General features: G+C 39.6%; 15 protein-coding genes. 9 read left to right on the top strand and 6 right to left on the bottom strand.

Annotation, left to right across the window (positions count from 1 at the left end; translation table 11 throughout):
* Positions 1 to 53: 53 nt before the first annotated feature.
* Together ftsH and rlmE are read right to left on the bottom strand one after the other, a co-directional pair.
* Positions 54 to 1,943, bottom strand: a complete 1,890-nt coding sequence (ftsH, locus tag AC1M9C_RS04045) for an ATP-dependent zinc metalloprotease FtsH (RefSeq protein ID WP_481953257.1) — start codon at positions 1,941 to 1,943, stop codon at positions 54 to 56.
* A gap of 137 nt (positions 1,944 to 2,080) precedes the next feature.
* Positions 2,081 to 2,731, bottom strand: coding sequence for a 23S rRNA (uridine(2552)-2'-O)-methyltransferase RlmE (gene rlmE / locus AC1M9C_RS04040; RefSeq protein ID WP_179998526.1), 651 nt, complete (start codon positions 2,729 to 2,731; stop codon positions 2,081 to 2,083).
* Positions 2,732 to 2,927: 196 nt separating this feature from the next.
* On the opposite strand from rlmE, the gene yhbY reads away from it, so the two are divergent.
* The 5 genes from yhbY to greA all read left to right on the top strand — a co-directional run bounded on the left by yhbY (position 2,928) and on the right by greA (position 9,572).
* Complete coding sequence (yhbY, locus tag AC1M9C_RS04035) at positions 2,928 to 3,251, top strand: ribosome assembly RNA-binding protein YhbY (RefSeq protein WP_035266903.1); 324 nt, start codon at positions 2,928 to 2,930, stop codon at positions 3,249 to 3,251.
* A 15-nt stretch (positions 3,252 to 3,266) separates the two neighbouring features.
* Positions 3,267 to 3,803, top strand: coding sequence for a DOMON-like domain-containing protein (locus AC1M9C_RS04030; RefSeq protein ID WP_481953256.1), 537 nt, complete (start codon positions 3,267 to 3,269; stop codon positions 3,801 to 3,803).
* Between the two features lie 805 nt (positions 3,804 to 4,608).
* Positions 4,609 to 5,751 (top strand): glutamine-hydrolyzing carbamoyl-phosphate synthase small subunit, encoded by a 1,143-nt coding sequence (gene carA, locus AC1M9C_RS04025; protein ID WP_481613674.1) that lies wholly within the window; start codon positions 4,609 to 4,611, stop codon positions 5,749 to 5,751.
* Between the two features lie 14 nt (positions 5,752 to 5,765).
* Positions 5,766 to 8,999: a carbamoyl-phosphate synthase large subunit gene (gene carB, locus AC1M9C_RS04020; RefSeq protein WP_035266898.1), complete on the top strand. Its 3,234-nt coding sequence runs from the start codon at positions 5,766 to 5,768 to the stop codon at positions 8,997 to 8,999.
* A gap of 96 nt (positions 9,000 to 9,095) precedes the next feature.
* Positions 9,096 to 9,572: a transcription elongation factor GreA gene (gene greA / locus AC1M9C_RS04015; protein ID WP_035266896.1), complete on the top strand. Its 477-nt coding sequence runs from the start codon at positions 9,096 to 9,098 to the stop codon at positions 9,570 to 9,572.
* A 66-nt stretch (positions 9,573 to 9,638) separates the two neighbouring features.
* Here the strand turns inward: greA and AC1M9C_RS04010 are convergent, their stop codons facing one another.
* Positions 9,639 to 10,226 carry a TetR/AcrR family transcriptional regulator gene (locus AC1M9C_RS04010; RefSeq protein WP_035266956.1) on the bottom strand — a complete coding sequence of 196 codons (588 nt, stop codon included), beginning with the start codon at positions 10,224 to 10,226 and terminating at the stop codon, positions 9,639 to 9,641.
* A 119-nt stretch (positions 10,227 to 10,345) separates the two neighbouring features.
* Between AC1M9C_RS04010 and AC1M9C_RS04005 the strand changes: the two genes are divergently transcribed.
* Both AC1M9C_RS04005 and AC1M9C_RS04000 read left to right on the top strand, forming a co-directional pair.
* On the top strand, positions 10,346 to 10,759 hold the full coding sequence (locus AC1M9C_RS04005) for a RidA family protein (RefSeq protein ID WP_035266893.1): 414 nt from the start codon (positions 10,346 to 10,348) through the stop codon (positions 10,757 to 10,759).
* Positions 10,760 to 10,835: 76 nt separating this feature from the next.
* On the top strand, positions 10,836 to 11,465 hold the full coding sequence (locus tag AC1M9C_RS04000; RefSeq protein WP_035266891.1) for a CatB-related O-acetyltransferase: 630 nt from the start codon (positions 10,836 to 10,838) through the stop codon (positions 11,463 to 11,465).
* On the opposite strand, the gene AC1M9C_RS03995 is transcribed toward AC1M9C_RS04000, so the two are convergent.
* A complete protein-coding gene (locus AC1M9C_RS03995; protein WP_035266889.1) occupies positions 11,449 to 12,207 on the bottom strand; it encodes a hypothetical protein in 759 nt (252 codons plus the stop codon). The two genes, AC1M9C_RS04000 and AC1M9C_RS03995, sit on opposite strands and share 17 nt — an antisense overlap.
* 247 nt (positions 12,208 to 12,454) lie before the next feature.
* On the opposite strand from AC1M9C_RS03995, the gene AC1M9C_RS03990 reads away from it, so the two are divergent.
* Entirely contained in the window at positions 12,455 to 12,895 is a 441-nt protein-coding gene (locus AC1M9C_RS03990) for a universal stress protein (protein WP_035266887.1), read from the top strand.
* 32 nt (positions 12,896 to 12,927) lie between these two features.
* Here AC1M9C_RS03990 and AC1M9C_RS03985 read toward each other — a convergent pair whose 3' ends face one another.
* On the bottom strand, positions 12,928 to 13,251 hold the full coding sequence (locus AC1M9C_RS03985) for an MGMT family protein (RefSeq protein ID WP_035266885.1): 324 nt from the start codon (positions 13,249 to 13,251) through the stop codon (positions 12,928 to 12,930).
* Positions 13,252 to 13,356: 105 nt separating this feature from the next.
* Here AC1M9C_RS03985 and AC1M9C_RS03980 point away from each other — a divergent pair, with 105 nt between their 5' ends.
* The gene (locus tag AC1M9C_RS03980) at positions 13,357 to 14,319 is read left to right on the top strand and encodes an alpha/beta fold hydrolase (protein ID WP_035266882.1); all 963 of its coding nucleotides are present in this window, start codon (positions 13,357 to 13,359) and stop codon (positions 14,317 to 14,319) included.
* A 94-nt stretch (positions 14,320 to 14,413) separates the two neighbouring features.
* Here the strand turns inward: AC1M9C_RS03980 and AC1M9C_RS03975 are convergent.
* Positions 14,414 to 17,520 (bottom strand): BapA/Bap/LapF family large adhesin (locus tag AC1M9C_RS03975; RefSeq protein WP_481953255.1); only part of this gene is annotated, 3,107 nt, incomplete at its 5' end.

Genomic DNA, 17,520 nt, shown 5'->3' with positions numbered 1-17,520 from the left:
ATGAGGGATAATTTCAACACAAAAAAAAGAGCCTCATAAGAGGCTCCTTCATTTTAGCTTGCTGGTAAAGGTGGAGGCGTTGAAGGACCATCTGTAGGGGTTACATCTACAATTGGATTCTCAGCCACATACACCTTAGGTGGTTGAGGTTCACGACCTTCAATAATGTCACGGATTTGATCACGATCAATCGTTTCCCACTCAAGCAAAGCTTTTACCATCGCATGGGCAATATCTTTATTATTTTCTAAGATATCACGTGCAACTTTATACTGCTCATCTAGAATACGGCGAATTTCGCGATCAACTTCAAGCTGAGTCGTTTCAGAAATAGTACGACCACCTAGATTACCCATGAATGACTGTTGGGCATCTTCTTCATAAACCATGACACCCATCTTGTCAGACATACCGTACTTAGTCACCATTGCACGCGCCATTTTTGTTGCACGCTCAAAGTCGTTAGAAGCCCCAGTCGACATCTGATTAATGAAAATTTCTTCTGCAATACGACCACCAAACAGAATAGAAAGCTCATTCAACATTTTGTCTTTGTAATGACTGGTTTGATCAAACTCTGGAAGCTGCCAAGTTACACCTAATGCCCAACCACGTGGCATGATCGTGACTTTATGTACTGGGTCTGTGCCTGGAAGCATTTCAGCTACAATCGCATGACCTGCTTCATGATAAGCCGTTGCGCGACGCTCTTCTTCACGAAGAACCATTGATTTACGCTCTGGCCCCATATAAAGCTTATCTTTTGCATCTTCAAAGTCATGCATATCGACCGTATTTTTATTACGACGTGCAGCAAATAACGCAGCTTCATTGACTAAGTTTGCCAATTGCGCACCAGAGAACCCTGGAGTACCACGTGCCAATACTTTGACATCCACACCAGTCACTGAAGGTAATTTTTTCAAATGCACATTCAGGATTTGCTCACGACCTTTAATATCTGGAAGTCCAACCATCACTTGACGGTCGAAACGTCCCGGACGAAGTAAAGCTTTATCTAGAACGTCAGCACGGTTAGTCGCAGCAATAACGATGATACCTTCATTACCTTCGAAACCATCCATTTCTACCAACATCTGGTTCAAGGTTTGTTCGCGCTCATCGTGACCACCACCAGTACCTGAACCACGATGACGACCCACCGCATCAATCTCATCAATGAAAATGATACACGGCGCATGGCGTTTCGCTTGCTCAAACATATCACGTACACGTGATGCACCAACACCAACGAACATTTCAACAAAGTCCGAACCTGAGATACTAAAGAATGGAACCTTAGCCTCTCCAGCAATCGCTTTCGCAAGTAAAGTTTTACCTGTGCCCGGTGGACCTACCATCAGGACACCACGAGGAATGCTCGCACCAAGACGCTTAAACTTTGTTGGATCTTTCAAGAAATCCACAATTTCGACGACTTCTTGTTTCGCTTCGTCACAACCCGCAACATCTGTGAAAGTGACTTTGATTTGGTCTTCTGAAAGCATTTTTGCTTTTGACTTACCAAAACTCATCGGGCCGTTTTTACCACCAGCACCGCCACCCATGTTGCGCATAAAGAACATGAATAACAAAATGATTAAAAGTACTGGAAAGCTTGCGATCAAAAGCTGCATCAATAAACCTTGACGTTGCGGAGCAGTGCCCTCAACAACGACATTATTTTTGATGAGATTCGGCATTAACTCAGGATCTTGAACCGCAGGACGAATACTCTCAAATGGAGAACCATTTACTTTTTCGCCACTAATTCGTTCACCGTCAATGGTAACTTGTTTAATTTGACCAGCATTAACCGCTGCAACAAATTCTGAATAGTTCAATGCAGCAGGCTTATCACGGTCACTAATGTTGCTGAAAATTAATATCAGCACACCAAGTATAACAAGCCATAAAACGGCATTCTTAAAGAGATCGCTCAAAGCTTTATTCCCATATCAATCTAATTTGATCATGCCCAAAATTGGGTGACCTTTAACAAAAAGCGAGTAAATCAATTTCGCAATAAAATATTCAAAAGGTACAAAATGCACATTTTTTAGCGACTTGGCAAGTCACTTTATTGCGAATTCTTTTTACGGCCCTGTCCAATTAAAAAAACTTCCTTCGAACGAGCACGCGAGGCAGCAGGCTTTGCAGTTTTTAATACTTCAAAACTGTCTACAACTTCCTTACGGAATTCGTCAAAACCAGTTCCTTGGAAAACTTTGACAACAAACTGTCCTTTCGGACCTAAAACTTTATTGGCAAAGTCTAATGCAAGTTCACACAAATAAATTTGTCGAGGTTGATCAACGGCCTTATTACCTGATGTATTGGGGGCCATATCTGAAATTACAACGTCTACAGTTCGTCCATTTAAAATATTTAACAATTTTTCGAAAACTTCCTCTTCTCGAAAGTCTCCTTGCAGGAACGTCACATCTGGAAGTGCATCCATTTCCAAAATATCTGATGCAATCACTAAACCTTTATCACCCACTAATTTTCCAGCGATTTGGGACCAACTACCAGGTGCAGCACCAAGGTCTACAACAGTCATACCAGGTTTAATGATTTTGTATTTCTCTTGGATTTCAAGCAATTTATATGCAGCACGCGCACGATAACCTTCCTTTTGTGCTTTTTTCACAAACGGGTCATCTAAATGCTCTCTCATCCACGCACGACTACTTTTGGATAACTTCTGATTGGTAATGCGTGTTGCCATAACTCTTTAAATACACGTAATCTTCTAACTTTTTATTGTACGTGAATTTTATCCCCCTTGCAGTATTCATCTGTATCTAATTCAAGATTATCGTTTATGTTTTTTTGATTTAAGTTGATCGATTATTTCTGAGAAACATAAGCGTTTGATCTCTTGATTTGCTATACTAAGTCGTTTTTAAAATTAGGTTATCTTTATGGCGGCTTTATCAATTCAGGAACGCAAACGTTTGCGTCAAATCGGACATGCACTTAACCCAGTGGTAATGTTAGGTGGTCAAGGTTTAACTGAAAATGTCATTGAAGAAACTCAACGTGCTTTAAATGATCATGAGTTAATTAAAGTAAAAATTGGCGGTGAAGATCGTGATGCTCGTGCAGCAGTCATTACTGAAATCGCCGAAGTTACTGGTGCAGAAGTTGTTCAAACCATTGGAAAAATTGCACTTTTATACAAGAAAGCGGCAAAACAAAATCCTAAACTTTCGAATCTTGTTCGCCACGCACATCTTTCTAATTAATTTGAGTTGCATTGAATGGCAAGTTACGAACTAAATTCTTTTGACCGTTACTTTGATATCTCCCTGGTTGGTGCAATTGAACAAGTGAGTCCATATACACTAAATGTGGGCTATTGGTTACGTGACCCAAATCAATACTTAGTCTATCCGGAAATTGTAGCTGGACATCCACGACGAGATTTTCTTTGGGAAGAAACCTGCTTTGAAATTTTCATTGGGGTGAAAGATCAGGACTTTTATCGTGAAGTCAATCTCTCCCCTTCTCAAGCTTGGCAAGCGTATCAATTTGAAGAGTATCGTTACCCTGAGGATATGCCACCGCAAGCAGCTTATGACATAGAACTGAATTCACTCAAAAAGACGCACTATGGTTTAAATGTGAGCCTTGATCTAACGGAGTTTATGTTAAAACATAAATTGAAATGGCAAGATATTTTTGTTGGCTTATCCGCTGTATTAAACACATCGCAAGCTAAACATTATTATGCGATGCAGCATAGTAGTCCTGAGGCTGACTTCCATAACAAGCGCGATTGGTTGCATCAGTTTTAAAAAAAATAGTGAGATTTAATCTCACTATTTTTTTTACCCCAATATTTCAGTTCTATAGTTGTAGACTCTTCCCACCTCTTTTAGAGTTAAGTTTTATACAGCTGATCTCAACGTGTTATATCTAGTTATATTTGTAATTCGTGTTATTCATTTCTAATTCAAAATTGTCCTTAATCACTTGAACAGCCAAATCTGCTCTTAAATATTTCTTCACAAACACCGAAGTGGCGTCAAATCTCTTTAAATTCGATCTCGGTTTAATTTTTAAAACCCAGCATGCTAACTACCAATTTCATCTTTAAATAATTGAACCTACGCTTTTAACAAGCAATTCAATATTTACCTCTATTTTCCATATTTAATCAGTCCTTTCTAAAATACTTGTAAATTGACCTAATTAGTACTTTTTTCGAACTTTTAGGAAGCATTTGGAGCAACTTCAACATTTGTTCTATTTAACAAATCAGCTTTTCAGAAGCTTTGTTATTCTGTTTCAGAAACTTAGCTTATTAATTGTAAGTCTACATAAATTTTGATAAATCGTGATAAAACTTAACTTTTGAATTATTAAACAATTCTTACATTCTTAGACTTTTGTCCAAAGTTTAAAAAGCAGACTTTTAAACAAATTACAAGGTATATATCTGACGAATTCAGGTTTATTTACGTGGACTTTATCAAGGTGTTTGCGTATAATGCCGTGTTAAGTTCAAGCGAGCAGATGTAAGGAGGGTGGGTTTTAAAGTAGCCTTCCTTTTTTTTCGTCTACTCGCTTTTTTACAGCCTAAATTTCAGGAGCTTTGGTTTGAGCACCCCAGCAATTTTAGCCCTTGCCGATGGTACGATCTTTAAAGGAACGTCAATCGGTGCATCGGGTAGTACGACTGGTGAAGTCGTTTTCAACACTGCCATGACTGGCTATCAAGAAATTTTGACTGACCCAAGTTATGCACAACAGCTTGTTACGCTTACCTATCCACACATTGGTAACACAGGTTGTAATGATGAAGACGCTGAGTCAGGTCGAATTCATAAAGTATGGGCAAACGGATTGATCATTCGTGACCTACCTTTATTGCACAGCAACTTCCGATCTACGCAATCTTTAGGCGAATACTTAAAATCTCACAATGTTGTCGCTATCGCTGACATTGATACACGTAAACTGACACGTATTTTACGTGCTAAAGGTGCACAAAACGGTTGTATCTTAGCTGGTGAAAATATTACAGAAGAAGAAGCTTTAGAAAAAGCTCGTGCATTCGGCGGTCTGAATGGTTTAGACCTTGCGAAAGAATGCTGTGATCCAAACGGTTTCGAATGGACTGAAGGTTCTTGGAAATTAGGTCAAGGTTTCTCCCAACCAGAAGCTAAATTTCATGTTGTCGCATATGATTACGGTGTCAAAACCAACATCTTACGTATGCTCGCAGACCGCGGTTGTAAATTAACTGTTGTACCTGCACAAACTCCTGCTGAAAAAGTTCTTGCTCTAAATCCAGATGGCGTATTCTTATCGAATGGTCCTGGCGATCCTGCAGCATGTGACTATGCAATTGAAGCTGTAAAAACAATTGTTGAAGATACTCGTAACGTACCTGTATTTGGTATTTGCTTGGGTCACCAAATTCTTGCTCTCGCTTCTGGCGCTAAAACGGTGAAAATGCCTCATGGTCACCATGGTGCGAACCATCCTGTACAAAACATCGAAGATGGTACAGTGATGATTACTTCTCAAAACCATGGCTTCGCAGTGGATGCAGAAACATTACCTGCAAACCTTAAAGCGACGCACAAATCATTGTTCGATCAAACTCTTCAAGGGATTCATCGTACAGATAAGCCTGCGTTTAGTTTCCAAGGTCACCCAGAAGCAAGCCCAGGTCCACATGACTGCGCACCATTGTTCGATCATTTCATCGAACTTATTGAAGCATCTAAGAAGTAATTGAGGAGCAAATAATGCCAAAGCGTACGGATATTAAAAGCATCTTAATTATTGGTGCTGGTCCAATTGTTATCGGTCAGGCGTGTGAGTTTGACTACTCAGGCGCACAAGCATGTAAAGCATTACGTGAAGAAGGTTACCGTGTAATTCTGGTAAACTCTAACCCTGCAACGATCATGACTGACCCTGCAATGGCAGATGCAACGTATATCGAGCCAATCACTTGGCAAACAGTTGCAGCGATCATTGAGAAAGAACGCCCAGACGCAGTTCTTCCAACAATGGGTGGTCAGACTGCATTGAACTGTGCCCTTGCCCTTGATGAGCATGGCATTTTAGAAAAATTCAATGTTGAATTGATTGGTGCAACGAAAGAAGCGATCGAAAAAGCGGAAGACCGTAAACTTTTCGACCAAGCAATGCGTAAAATTGGTCTTGAATGTCCAAAAGCAGCAATCGCTGAATCAATGGAAGAAGCTTTAGAAATTCAAGCACGTTTCGGCTTCCCAGTGATTATCCGTCCATCATTTACCATGGGTGGTTCAGGCGGTGGTATCGCATACAACAAAGAAGAATTCCTTGAAATCTGTGAACGTGGTTTCGACCTTTCTCCAACAAAACAATTATTGATCGATGAGTCTTTAATTGGTTGGAAAGAATACGAAATGGAAGTTGTTCGTGACAAAAACGACAACTGTATCATCGTCTGTTCGATTGAAAACTTTGACCCAATGGGCGTACACACAGGTGACTCAATCACTGTTGCACCTGCGCAAACATTAACAGATAAAGAATATCAGTTAATGCGTAATGCATCTTTAGCAGTGTTACGTGAGATTGGTGTAGAAACTGGTGGTTCTAACGTACAGTTCGGTATTTGTCCAAATACTGGCCGTATGGTTGTGATCGAGATGAACCCACGTGTATCTCGTTCTTCTGCATTGGCTTCAAAAGCAACTGGTTTCCCTATTGCGAAAATCGCTGCGAAATTAGCGGTTGGTTATACCCTTGATGAGCTTAAAAATGACATCACTGGTGGTACCACTCCAGCTTCCTTCGAACCTGCGATTGACTACGTTGTAACTAAAGTTCCACGTTTCAACTTTGAGAAATTCCCACAAGCTGACGCAACTTTAACCACACAGATGAAATCTGTTGGTGAAGTGATGGCGATTGGTCGTAACTTCCAAGAGTCTGTAAACAAAGCACTTCGTGGTCTTGAAGTAGGTGCAACTGGCTTTGATGAAAAAATCGAAGTGGGTGCTGAAGGCGCGCGTGAGAAAATCCTACAAGAACTACGTGTTCCAGGTCCTGAGCGTATTTGGTACGTGGCTGACGCATTCCGTCACGGTTTTACATTAGAAGATGTATTCCAAGCGACTAAGATCGACAAATGGTTCTTGATCCAAATCGAAGACATCATCAAAACAGAAAACCAAATCAAAACTTTAGGTTTTGGCGATCTAAATGCGGACAGCATCCGTTCATTTAAACGTAAAGGTTTATCTGACCTTCGCATTGCGAACTTGATGGGTATTTCACAAAAACAATTCCGTAAACATCGTTGGAACTTGGGCGTAACCCCAGTTTACAAACGTGTAGATACTTGTGCTGCTGAGTTTGAATCAGACACAGCGTATATGTATTCAACTTACGATGACGAATGTGAATCAAACCCGTCTAGCAAAGACAAGATCATGGTGATCGGTGGTGGTCCTAACCGTATTGGTCAAGGTATCGAATTCGATTACTGCTGTGTACACGCGGCGCTTGCGATGCGTGAAGACGGTTATGAAACAATCATGGTGAACTGTAACCCTGAAACGGTTTCTACTGACTATGACACATCTGATCGCCTGTACTTCGAACCAATTACACTCGAAGATGTGTTAGAAATCGTACGTATTGAGAAGCCAAAAGGCATCATCGTACAGTACGGTGGTCAAACACCACTTAAATTGGCTCGTGCTTTAGAAGAAGCTGGTGCACCAATTATTGGTACATCTCCTGATGCGATTGACCGTGCAGAAGACCGTGAACGTTTCCAACAAATGATTCAACGTCTGCAACTTCGTCAACCAAACAACAGCATTGTAAAATCTGCTGAAGAAGGTATGGCTGAAGCAGCGAAAGTTGGCTATCCACTTGTAGTACGTCCATCTTATGTACTTGGTGGTCGTGCAATGGAAATCGTATATAACGACGAAGAATTACGTCGCTATTTACGTGATGCTGTTCAAGCTTCTAACGATGCCCCTGTTCTTCTTGACCGCTTCCTAGACGACGCGATCGAAGTTGACGTAGACTGCGTATCTGACGGTAAAGACGTGGTGATTGGCGGTATCATGCAGCATATCGAACAAGCAGGTATCCACTCAGGTGACTCTGCATGTTCGATCCCTCCTTACTCTCTTTCTAAAGAGATTCAGGACGAAATGCGCCGTCAAACTATCGCGATGGCTAAAGAGCTTGGTGTTGTTGGTTTAATGAACGTACAGTTTGCTGTTAAAGGCGAAGACGTTTACATTTTAGAAGTGAACCCACGTGCATCACGTACAGTTCCGTTTGTATCTAAGTGTATCGGTGAGTCTTTAGCGAAAGTCGCTGCACGTTGTATGGCGGGTCAATCTTTAGAATCTCAAGGATTCACTACAGAGATTATCCCTGAGCACTTCTCTGTTAAAGAAGCAGTGTTCCCATTCAACAAGTTCCCTGGTGTTGATCCAATCCTTGGGCCTGAGATGAAATCTACAGGTGAAGTGATGGGCGTTGGTAAAACATTTGGTGAAGCGTTCTATAAAGCTGTATTAGGTGCAAATGAGCGTTTACCAGGTCTTCCAACGGAAGGTGAAGTTAAACATGCGTTCATCTCTGTACGTGATTCTGATAAACCACGTGCAGCAGGTATTGCAAAACAACTTGCTGGCTTTGGCTTCAAAATTCTTGCTACTGGTGGCACATACGATGTCATCAAAGCGGCTGGTATTGAATGTGAACGTGTAAATAAAGTGACTGAAGGTCGTCCAAATATTGTGGACCGCTTGAAAAATGGCGAAATACACCTCATTATCAATACAACAGAAGGTAAACAAGCTCAGCAGGATTCGTTCTCAATCCGCCGTTCTGCACTTCAAGGTAAGGTCTATCATACGACTACCCTTAATGGTGCAGATGCAGTTTGCCAAGCTTTAGCAATCAAATTGCCAATGGATGTATATCGTTTGCAAGACTTACAAACAGTAGGTTAATACCACTACCAAGAAGTCCCGTCACCTCTTGGTGGCGGGCTTTTTTTCATTTATAGACTTAGTATTTTTTCATACTTACTTTTTTGAGGGACAACTATGCAACGTTATCCTATGACACCTCAAGGCAAAGAAGCGCTTGAGAAAGAATTACATCAACTTAAAACTGTAGATCGTCCTCGTATTACAGCAGCGATTGCTGAAGCGCGTGAACACGGAGATCTTAAAGAAAACGCGGAATACCACGCTGCACGTGAGCAACAAGGTTTCTGTGAAGGCCGTATCCAAGATATCGAAGGAAAATTGGGTGCTGCACAAGTGATTGACGTTAAAGAACTTGAGCAAAATGGACGCGTTGTTTTTGGCGTGACGGTCACAATTGAAAATTTGGATACTGAAGAACGTAAAACGTATCAAATTGTTGGTGACGACGAAGCAGATTTTAAAATTAACAAAATATCTGTGAATTCCCCTATCGCTCGTGGTCTTTTAGGAAAAAATGAAGGCGATGAAGTTAAGATTACGACACCTCAAGGTGAAGTTGAATACGAAATTGTGAGCGTAGAATATCTTTAATTCTTGATATTTTAAGCTATAACCCCCCTCTGATGAGGGGTTTTTTTATTGGATTAAAAATTTACATTAATTTATTTTCAAGAAGCCCGAAGCAAATATTTCGAAGGCTTGTAAAGCCTGTGGTAATAGCTTTTTAGGATGTTCACTAGACGCCACCCACAATGCTGCATTCATGGCTGCCCCATTAAGCAAGACTGCAGCAGCAAGTGCATCGATTTGTTTTAATCTATTTTCAGCTAACAATTGCTCTACGCATTCACGTGTCTTCTGCAAGCATCTATTTTGACTTGGCCAATGTGCTGGATCTCCCAATACTGCTGGCCCATCACGCAGTACAATACGCTGAAATTCTGCGTTTAATGCATGTTCGATATACGTACGCCCTTCCAGCATCAACCCTTCCCATAGGTCATCAGGCTGTTTCAAATGTTGTTGGGCAGATGCAGCCATCTCTGAATCAATTTGATCAACCACCGCAGCAAATAAGCCTTTCTTATCACCGAAATGATGATAGAGCGCCCCACGCGTCAACCCCACCTCTGCTGTGAGTTTATCCATGGATGTATCAGCATATCCATACATCGCAAAGGCACGACGTGCAACTTCAATCAATTTTTTGCGGGTTTCCACCATTTTTTGTTCACGTACAGACATAACTTGCATCCCTTCCATGACAAAAATTCTAATTGACATACACTACGTATGTCAATTAAGTTATTCACATACGATTCGTATGTTAAATTTTTAATTCACATCTCAATGGAGATAATTTCATGACAAGAACAGCTATTTTTCCGAAAAAACGCCATGCATTGTATGAACAACATGGTTATTCTGCCGCCATTCGATCGCAAGATTTACTCTTTGTTTCAGGACAAGTTGGTAGTCGTGAAGATGGTTCGCCTGAACCAGATTTTGAAAAACAAGTTGCGCAGGCTTTTCAAAACTTAGCTGACACTTTGGCTGGGGCTGGTTGTAATTTTGATGATATTGTCGATGTCACGACTTTTCATACCGATCCAGAACATCAATTTGAAACCATTATGAAAGTCAAAAATCAGGTTTTCACGCAAAAACCTTATCCCAACTGGACAGCTTTAGGTGTGAATTGGTTAGCAGGATTTGATTTTGAAATTAAAGTGATTGCACGTATTCCTAATAACGCTAAACTTACTGAGTTTACATAAGGGTTTTGAAAATTAATATGCCAGTCCAATAGCCTATTCGCTATAATACACTCTCCGTGTGTGTCATCTAATTGATATGTCTGAAAAGCTGATCAACTCCCCTGTTAAGCATTGGTGCGAATTCGAATTTATTTCGAAAACAGTCAAAAATCCGAATATTCATATCAAAGGCAATTACAGCTATTACTCAGCATATTGGGATCAAGGTTTTGAGCGTTGTGTGGTGCGTTATCTACATGACAAAGCTTCGACACCTGAAAAACCCATCGATCAGCTTTATATCGGCAATTTTGTATGTTTTGGCGCTGAGTGTGTCATCATGATGGGTGGAAATCAGTTACACCGTACCGACTGGATTTCTGCATTTCCTTTTGATACGCGTAGTTTTGTGCCTGCCGGCGATACTATCATTGGTGATGGGTGTTGGATTGGTTCCCGTGCCATGATTATGCAAGGGGTAAAACTTGGTGAAGGCGCAGTGGTGGCAACTGGTGCTGTCGTCACCAAAGACGTGCCACCTTATGCTGTCGTCGGTGGTGTACCTGCCAAAATTATTAAATACCGTTTCCCTAAGGAAGATGTTAAAAAACTGCTTTCTCTTAAGCTCTATGATTTAGATGAAAAGCAGTTTTTAAAAATGCGTGAACAGTTGCAGGCAGGTGATGTTAATTCAATTTCAGATTATGTTTTTAATTTAGATCATTAAATGGCAATATTTTTTTTGAATATTTCACTACTTTTCGATTTTTTTCAGATTCGTGAGCAGGCCAAATATAATCTGTGTAATTAAGAGTCCAATGATAATATTGCTGATCACCCCGTTTAAAATGAATATTTAGAACAGTTCCAGACTCATCGTAACAATGTGCTGAAGTCTGATAATCATGTTCTGAAAAACATGCACGAATCCTTTCAGAAGCATAAAAAAGTTGATCTGCTACTGCTAATCTATATTTTCCTTTACGATTCAATTGAACAAAGTCCGCATACTGCTCTGTTCTCCCTCCCCCTGAGTAGCTTACAAACCTATCATCAATGATAGCAATTGCCAGATCATTTTGACTTAATGGATAAAGTGCTGGATAAATTTTGATTCCTGAGCTTTGAAACTCATCGTCTATGCTAGAACTTTGATGTGAGTGTCTATAATCCTCAAAATCCCAACGATTAAGTTCAATATAGTGTTCACCCTTTTTTTTAAATTTGACTAATTTAGGAGAAGAATCAATTAGATAGTAATATGAATCCTTAATATTCTTCACACGATATAATTTTGTGTCTTGTGCTCGACATTTCAATTCGTTTTTTTGACAAATTGAGTTGACCAAACTCTTAGAACTTGGAATTTCCGCAAATGATTGTGCAAAGATTATATAATTTGCATAGAGATGAGATGTTAATAATGCACCAAAAATCGAGATGCAAACAACTTTACAAAAATTTATCATTTAATTTAATTAATATTTGTTCTGAGGAACTTATACCAGAATATAGAATTGATGAAATAGTTTATATAAAAATAAATAAAGATATAGTTATCAAATAATTTAACCAATCTTAAATACATGTTTAAAAAAATTCCAACAAATTCACTTGGTTTTATTAATAAAAAAATCAGTATATGATCAATACGAAAGCATAATTTTTCAACTTTATTTTGAACTATTTTAATAACGGTTAAAAAAGGAGAACAATATGAGTTATCAAAATATCCTCGTTCCAGTGGATGGTTCAGAAGTAGCACTCAACGTCGTTCAGCATGCTGTTGAATTGGCTAAAGCATTTAATAGCAAAATCACTGTTGTTCAAGTGATGACACTCGATCCCTATATCGCAGCCGAATATCTCTCAGATGGGCAGTCAAATCTTTTAATTGAACGAGCACGAAAATTTATTGAAGATAACCTAGCTCAAGCTAAAGCAAAGTTTAATGAATATGGAGTAGACGTAGAGACTAAAATACTCGAAGGAGAAAGTATTCACCGCACCATAATGAAAGCGATTGATGAGCTTAATATTGATTTGATTGTTATCAGCTCGCACGGTCGCACAGGATTCAAGAAATTAATTATGGGCAGTGTCGCACAAAGCCTCATCACCGAAGTCAATGTACCTGTTTTTGTCGTAAAGCAATAATAACTGATAGCTCCGTATACCGACATACGGAGCTACTCGAACCATCCAAAAACCTTAAAATCTATTTTGCCATTGTTAAACACGATCCCCTCTTCAAGTAATCTAGCTTGCTGGCAATTAAAACCTTGATCATCCAAACGCTGATGACTAATTTTACCTTGCGCATTAATGACACGATGCCAAGGCAAGTCGCTACTCACATCTAATTGATTCAAAACACGACCAACCAACCGGGCATGTTTAGGCAGTCCTGACATCGCAGCAATTTGACCATAACTGGCTACTTTCCCATAAGGAATTTGTGATACTGTGGCCAAGATCAACTGTGCCATTTCCGCTGATACTGATCGATTCATCAATAATTGACCTATAGTTTATCGGATGATTGATTTGAGCAAATGCATTTCATAACAGACTCACTTACTCTAAATTTGCACAATAACAATACACAGAGAAATACAATGAAAAGGATATTTTCACACTTACTTGCTGCTTCTATTGCAGTCGGTACAATCTCAATTACATCGACAACTCAAGCCGTGCCAAGCAGTATAAATATACAAAATATTTTACAACAAGAACGTGCTTGGGCTGGACTGAATACCAAGCGTATTAAAGTTTCCGACATCGATTGGGCTTACAGTGAAGGTGGAACCAAAGGCAAACCCGTACTTATGCTTGTGCATGGTCTTGCAGGCAGTCGCGATAATTGGAACCGAGTCGCTCGTTATCTGACACCACATTATCACATCATTATCCCTGATTTACCTGGTCAAGGTGATAGTAAAGTAGCAGCAGATTTTGATTATTCAATTCCTAATCTGACAGAAAAATTACGTCGCTTTGCAGAAGCCATTCATGTTGATCAAAATCTAAATGTTGCCGGTCACTCCATGGGCGGAGCTGTAGCATTACTTTATGCGGCGCAGTATCCAATCGATACTAAATCATTACTACTCATTAATAGTGCAGGTGTATTTAAATCTGCCAATACCCCTTACTTAAAAGACCCAAATTTACTCAAAAATTTTATCGTTTCTAAACCTGGAGATTTTGATCGGTTATTTAAAATTGCTACGCAGCAACCTCCATTTATACCGAACGAGCTGAAAGTCGAACAAGAAAAGCTCATGATATCCAATGTTACGAATAACACGAAACTCGTTGAGCAACTTATTCTCATGTCCAAATCATTTACACCTGAAACATTTGCGCTAGCGGCTCGTTCAATCGATCAACCAACACTCATCATTTGGGGAGATCGTGATCAAATTATTAATGTAGAAGCTGCAGCTGAACTGAAAGAATTACTGAAAAATGCTCAAGAGCCTATCATCTTAAAAGGTGTAGGTCATACACCAATATTGGAACAAGAACAAATCCTCGTACAACATTATTTAAATTTTCTTAATCTACTCAAATAAGTTATAGACAATGAATGGGACATTTTAAATGTCCCATTTTTTTATTCAAGAATAAAAAAGAGGAACCGAAGTTCCTCTTTTTCACATTAGTCTATTAGAACAACAAGTGGTTTTTGTTCAACAAGTCTTGAAGTGAAACATCAGTATTGTTGAAAGTAATTAGGTCAACCTTGTTATAAGTTGTACCTGCGCCATCACGATCAATACTTAACTTCGTATTGTTTCCGTCTTTCTCGACAAAGATGAATTTATCAATGTTTTGAGCAGTTGCACTATCAGATAACAACTCAGAAACATCAATCTTCACATTGCTGCCTAATTGGAAGTCATTGATTGTGTCAACACCGTTACCACCGTTATGGCTGTTGTCATTTAACACATTGAAGATCAACTTATCCAAACCTTTAGCAGAAACTGTTTCATTCAAGTAAGTAGAATTAAACTTACCTGCTGTTTCATTCGCCAATGCATCAGCATCATTCGCGTTTGCTTCTGGTGTGAATTTGCTCCAAGCCAATGGTGAACCTGATTTAGAATCAATTTGAAGTACTAATTGAGCTGTATCAGACTTACCAGTTACAGGATCAGTAATCGTGTATTTAAATACATCCGTTTTACCAATCGCGTTAAGGTTTGCATTTGGCTTATAAGCGTATGTACCGTTTGCATCAATAGTTAATGTACCAAACTCGCCTTTAATTGTTGTTGCACCATTAATCGCAACACCATTTACAGCTTTCACAACAGCACCGGCAACTACAAGATCTTTACCATGTACAGCATCAAGATCAGTAATGACATTACCCTTCGCTTCAGTGATTGACTTCACAACAGGCGTTGTACTTGTATTAGTTTCTTTAATTACTAAATTAGTCTGTACATAACCTGGTAAAGAAGCAAGGTTACCATTACTCATTTCTATGCAATATTTACCTGCAGGTAAATCTTCTAAATTGATATGAGCAACTTCTCCAAATAAGCCGATGAAATCAAATAATCCTGCAGATTTATTATTGGCAATTGGTACCCACTTACCAGAACTATTTTGCTGGTAAAGAACAATTGATACTGAGTCTAATAATGTTCCCCATGATGCTGATTTTACTTGAAGCTGCACATCTGCAGTTTTGTTTGCACCAATTGTAAACTCTGTAGCACCACTTGTTTTACCAATCGCAAAACCGGCGAAGCCAATCAACCAATTATAAGAAATTGCATCTTTAATGAATTTCTGTGTAACTGGATACTCATACTCGATACCTGCTTTCGCAACGTTATCAATTGCATCCAACGGAATGTTCGGTGCAGTCACGTTACGTGGTGCAGATTCACCCGCTACGTCAGAAGCTGTCACAGATACGTTTTGTCCGTCATTTAAACTTGGTGTCAACTTAATTGAGTAGTTTCCATTGCTATCCGCAGTAGTTGTACCAATCACGTTGTTGTTTGCATCTTTTACTTTAACTGTTGATAAAGCTTGTGCAGTACCAGTTACTAATGAACCATCAGCATTAAATGTAGCAGTTGGAGCATCTGGCGGAGTTACATCTAAATCAAAGCCAATGCTTGATGAAGGACCGACATTTCCAGCTTCATCAATCGCTTTAGCTTCAACGATAATTGTACCTTCTGGTAAATTATTGTTGATTGGATATGTCCAATTACCATTTTGATCAGCAGGAACAAGTGCAGAATCAATAATTCGACCTGTAGAGTCCTTAATCACTAATTCGACAGTAGTATTCGCTTCAGCTTTACCTGTTAATACTGGTTTCAAGTCACTTGGATCTGTAATTGGATTAATAATCACAGCATCAGGAGCTTGAGTATCAACTGTTAATTGATGTGTTTCAGTTGTTTTGTTTTTTGCTAAATCGGTAGATGTTACTTCAACTGTATAATTACCATCCGCCAAATCTCTTGGCGGTGTAAATGTCCAATTGCCTGAGCTATCTACAGAAGCTGGTGCATCTACAACAGTATTTCCATTCTTATCTTTGATCACGACTTGAACTTTAGAATATTGTTCAGTTGAACCAGAAATTGCTGGGGTAGTGTCATTTGTAGGATATAACTCTTCAACTGACAAGTCAGGTGAAAGTGTATCTACACCAAATTTTAAAGAAACTGTACGGCTAGTATTACCTGCTGCATCACGTGCAGTAGCTACAAGTGTATATGTACCATCTGCTAAAGGTTCTGCTGGTTTATAACTCCAACGACCTGCTGACAACACTGCTAAACCACTAGATACAACACTACCATTAGCATCTTTAATCTCTACAGCAACCTCTTTAGGATTGTTTTCTGTATTACCACTAATTGTACGTTGTGGATCATTAGTATAATTAATACTTGGATCAACCGCCGTTACTTGAGCTGCTTTTACTACTGGTTCAGCTACAAATAATGAGCGTGCAGCGAAAGCAGAGAATGCAGCAATTTGAGGCTCAGCAGCTAATGATACTGCCTGTACAGATGCAGCTTCACTCACATCCCATGCAGCTTCTTCATCATCCCAAGGATCGATATCTAACCAAGGATCATTATCATCTTCCCACGGATCAATATCGATATCTGGTGGTGTCAAGTCGATTACAAAATCTTGTTCAGTTGGATTACCTACGTTTCCAGCTTCATCTTTAGGAGTAGCTTCGATTTTGTAGTCACCTTCTTCCAACTCAGCTTCTGGTTTATACGACCATTTACCATCTTCTCCTACTTCAACAGTGGCCTTCTCTTCGAAGCCATCTGGACCGGTGATCACGATATCCACTAGCGAACCTTTCTCACCTGTTCCTGTAATTTCAGGTTGAGGATCATTCGATTCGAAATCATCACCACCAATTGGATCAATAGTAATGTCAGAAGGAGGTGTTGTATCAACTTCTAACTGTTCTTTAGAAGTATCACCTTTGTTACCCGCTTTATCAGTCGGAGTTACTTCTATATCGTAATGACCTTCTGGTAATTCTTCAGTCGGTGTATACGTCCAGTTACCTTCTGGATCAACTTCTGCTTTACCTTCAGAGACAATTTCACCGTCTTTGTCTTTGATCACAACATCAACTATCGCTCCCGGTTCTGTTTTACCAGTAATTTCAGGAGTGGTATCGTTTGTCGGCTTAAGCTCATCGATGGTTAATTCAGGCGCTACTGTGTCAACCTCGAAGCTCTCTGGCTGAGATTCACCTGTGTTAC

The organism is Acinetobacter sp. 24-47-39 (genome assembly GCF_056783825.1).
The sequence above is the reverse complement of the archived record's forward strand: the minus strand, read 5'-3'. Positions and strand labels throughout refer to the sequence as shown.

What these genes read in the sequence shown, in the direction of transcription:
- AC1M9C_RS04005 (WP_035266893.1), top strand. Translation starts at nt 10,346, where the DNA reads ATGACAAGAACAGCTATTTTTCCGAAAAAACGCCATGCATTGTATGAA.
- AC1M9C_RS03985 (WP_035266885.1), bottom strand. Translation starts at nt 13,251, where the DNA reads ATGAATCGATCAGTATCAGCGGAAATGGCACAGTTGATCTTGGCCACA.
- carB (WP_035266898.1), top strand. Translation starts at nt 5,766, where the DNA reads ATGCCAAAGCGTACGGATATTAAAAGCATCTTAATTATTGGTGCTGGT.
- AC1M9C_RS04000 (WP_035266891.1), top strand. Translation starts at nt 10,836, where the DNA reads ATGTCTGAAAAGCTGATCAACTCCCCTGTTAAGCATTGGTGCGAATTC.
- rlmE (WP_179998526.1), bottom strand. Translation starts at nt 2,731, where the DNA reads ATGGCAACACGCATTACCAATCAGAAGTTATCCAAAAGTAGTCGTGCG.
- greA (WP_035266896.1), top strand. Translation starts at nt 9,096, where the DNA reads ATGCAACGTTATCCTATGACACCTCAAGGCAAAGAAGCGCTTGAGAAA.
- AC1M9C_RS03990 (WP_035266887.1), top strand. Translation starts at nt 12,455, where the DNA reads ATGAGTTATCAAAATATCCTCGTTCCAGTGGATGGTTCAGAAGTAGCA.
- AC1M9C_RS03980 (WP_035266882.1), top strand. Translation starts at nt 13,357, where the DNA reads ATGAAAAGGATATTTTCACACTTACTTGCTGCTTCTATTGCAGTCGGT.
- AC1M9C_RS03995 (WP_035266889.1), bottom strand. Translation starts at nt 12,207, where the DNA reads ATGATAAATTTTTGTAAAGTTGTTTGCATCTCGATTTTTGGTGCATTA.
- AC1M9C_RS04010 (WP_035266956.1), bottom strand. Translation starts at nt 10,226, where the DNA reads ATGTCTGTACGTGAACAAAAAATGGTGGAAACCCGCAAAAAATTGATT.
- yhbY (WP_035266903.1), top strand. Translation starts at nt 2,928, where the DNA reads ATGGCGGCTTTATCAATTCAGGAACGCAAACGTTTGCGTCAAATCGGA.
- AC1M9C_RS04030 (WP_481953256.1), top strand. Translation starts at nt 3,267, where the DNA reads ATGGCAAGTTACGAACTAAATTCTTTTGACCGTTACTTTGATATCTCC.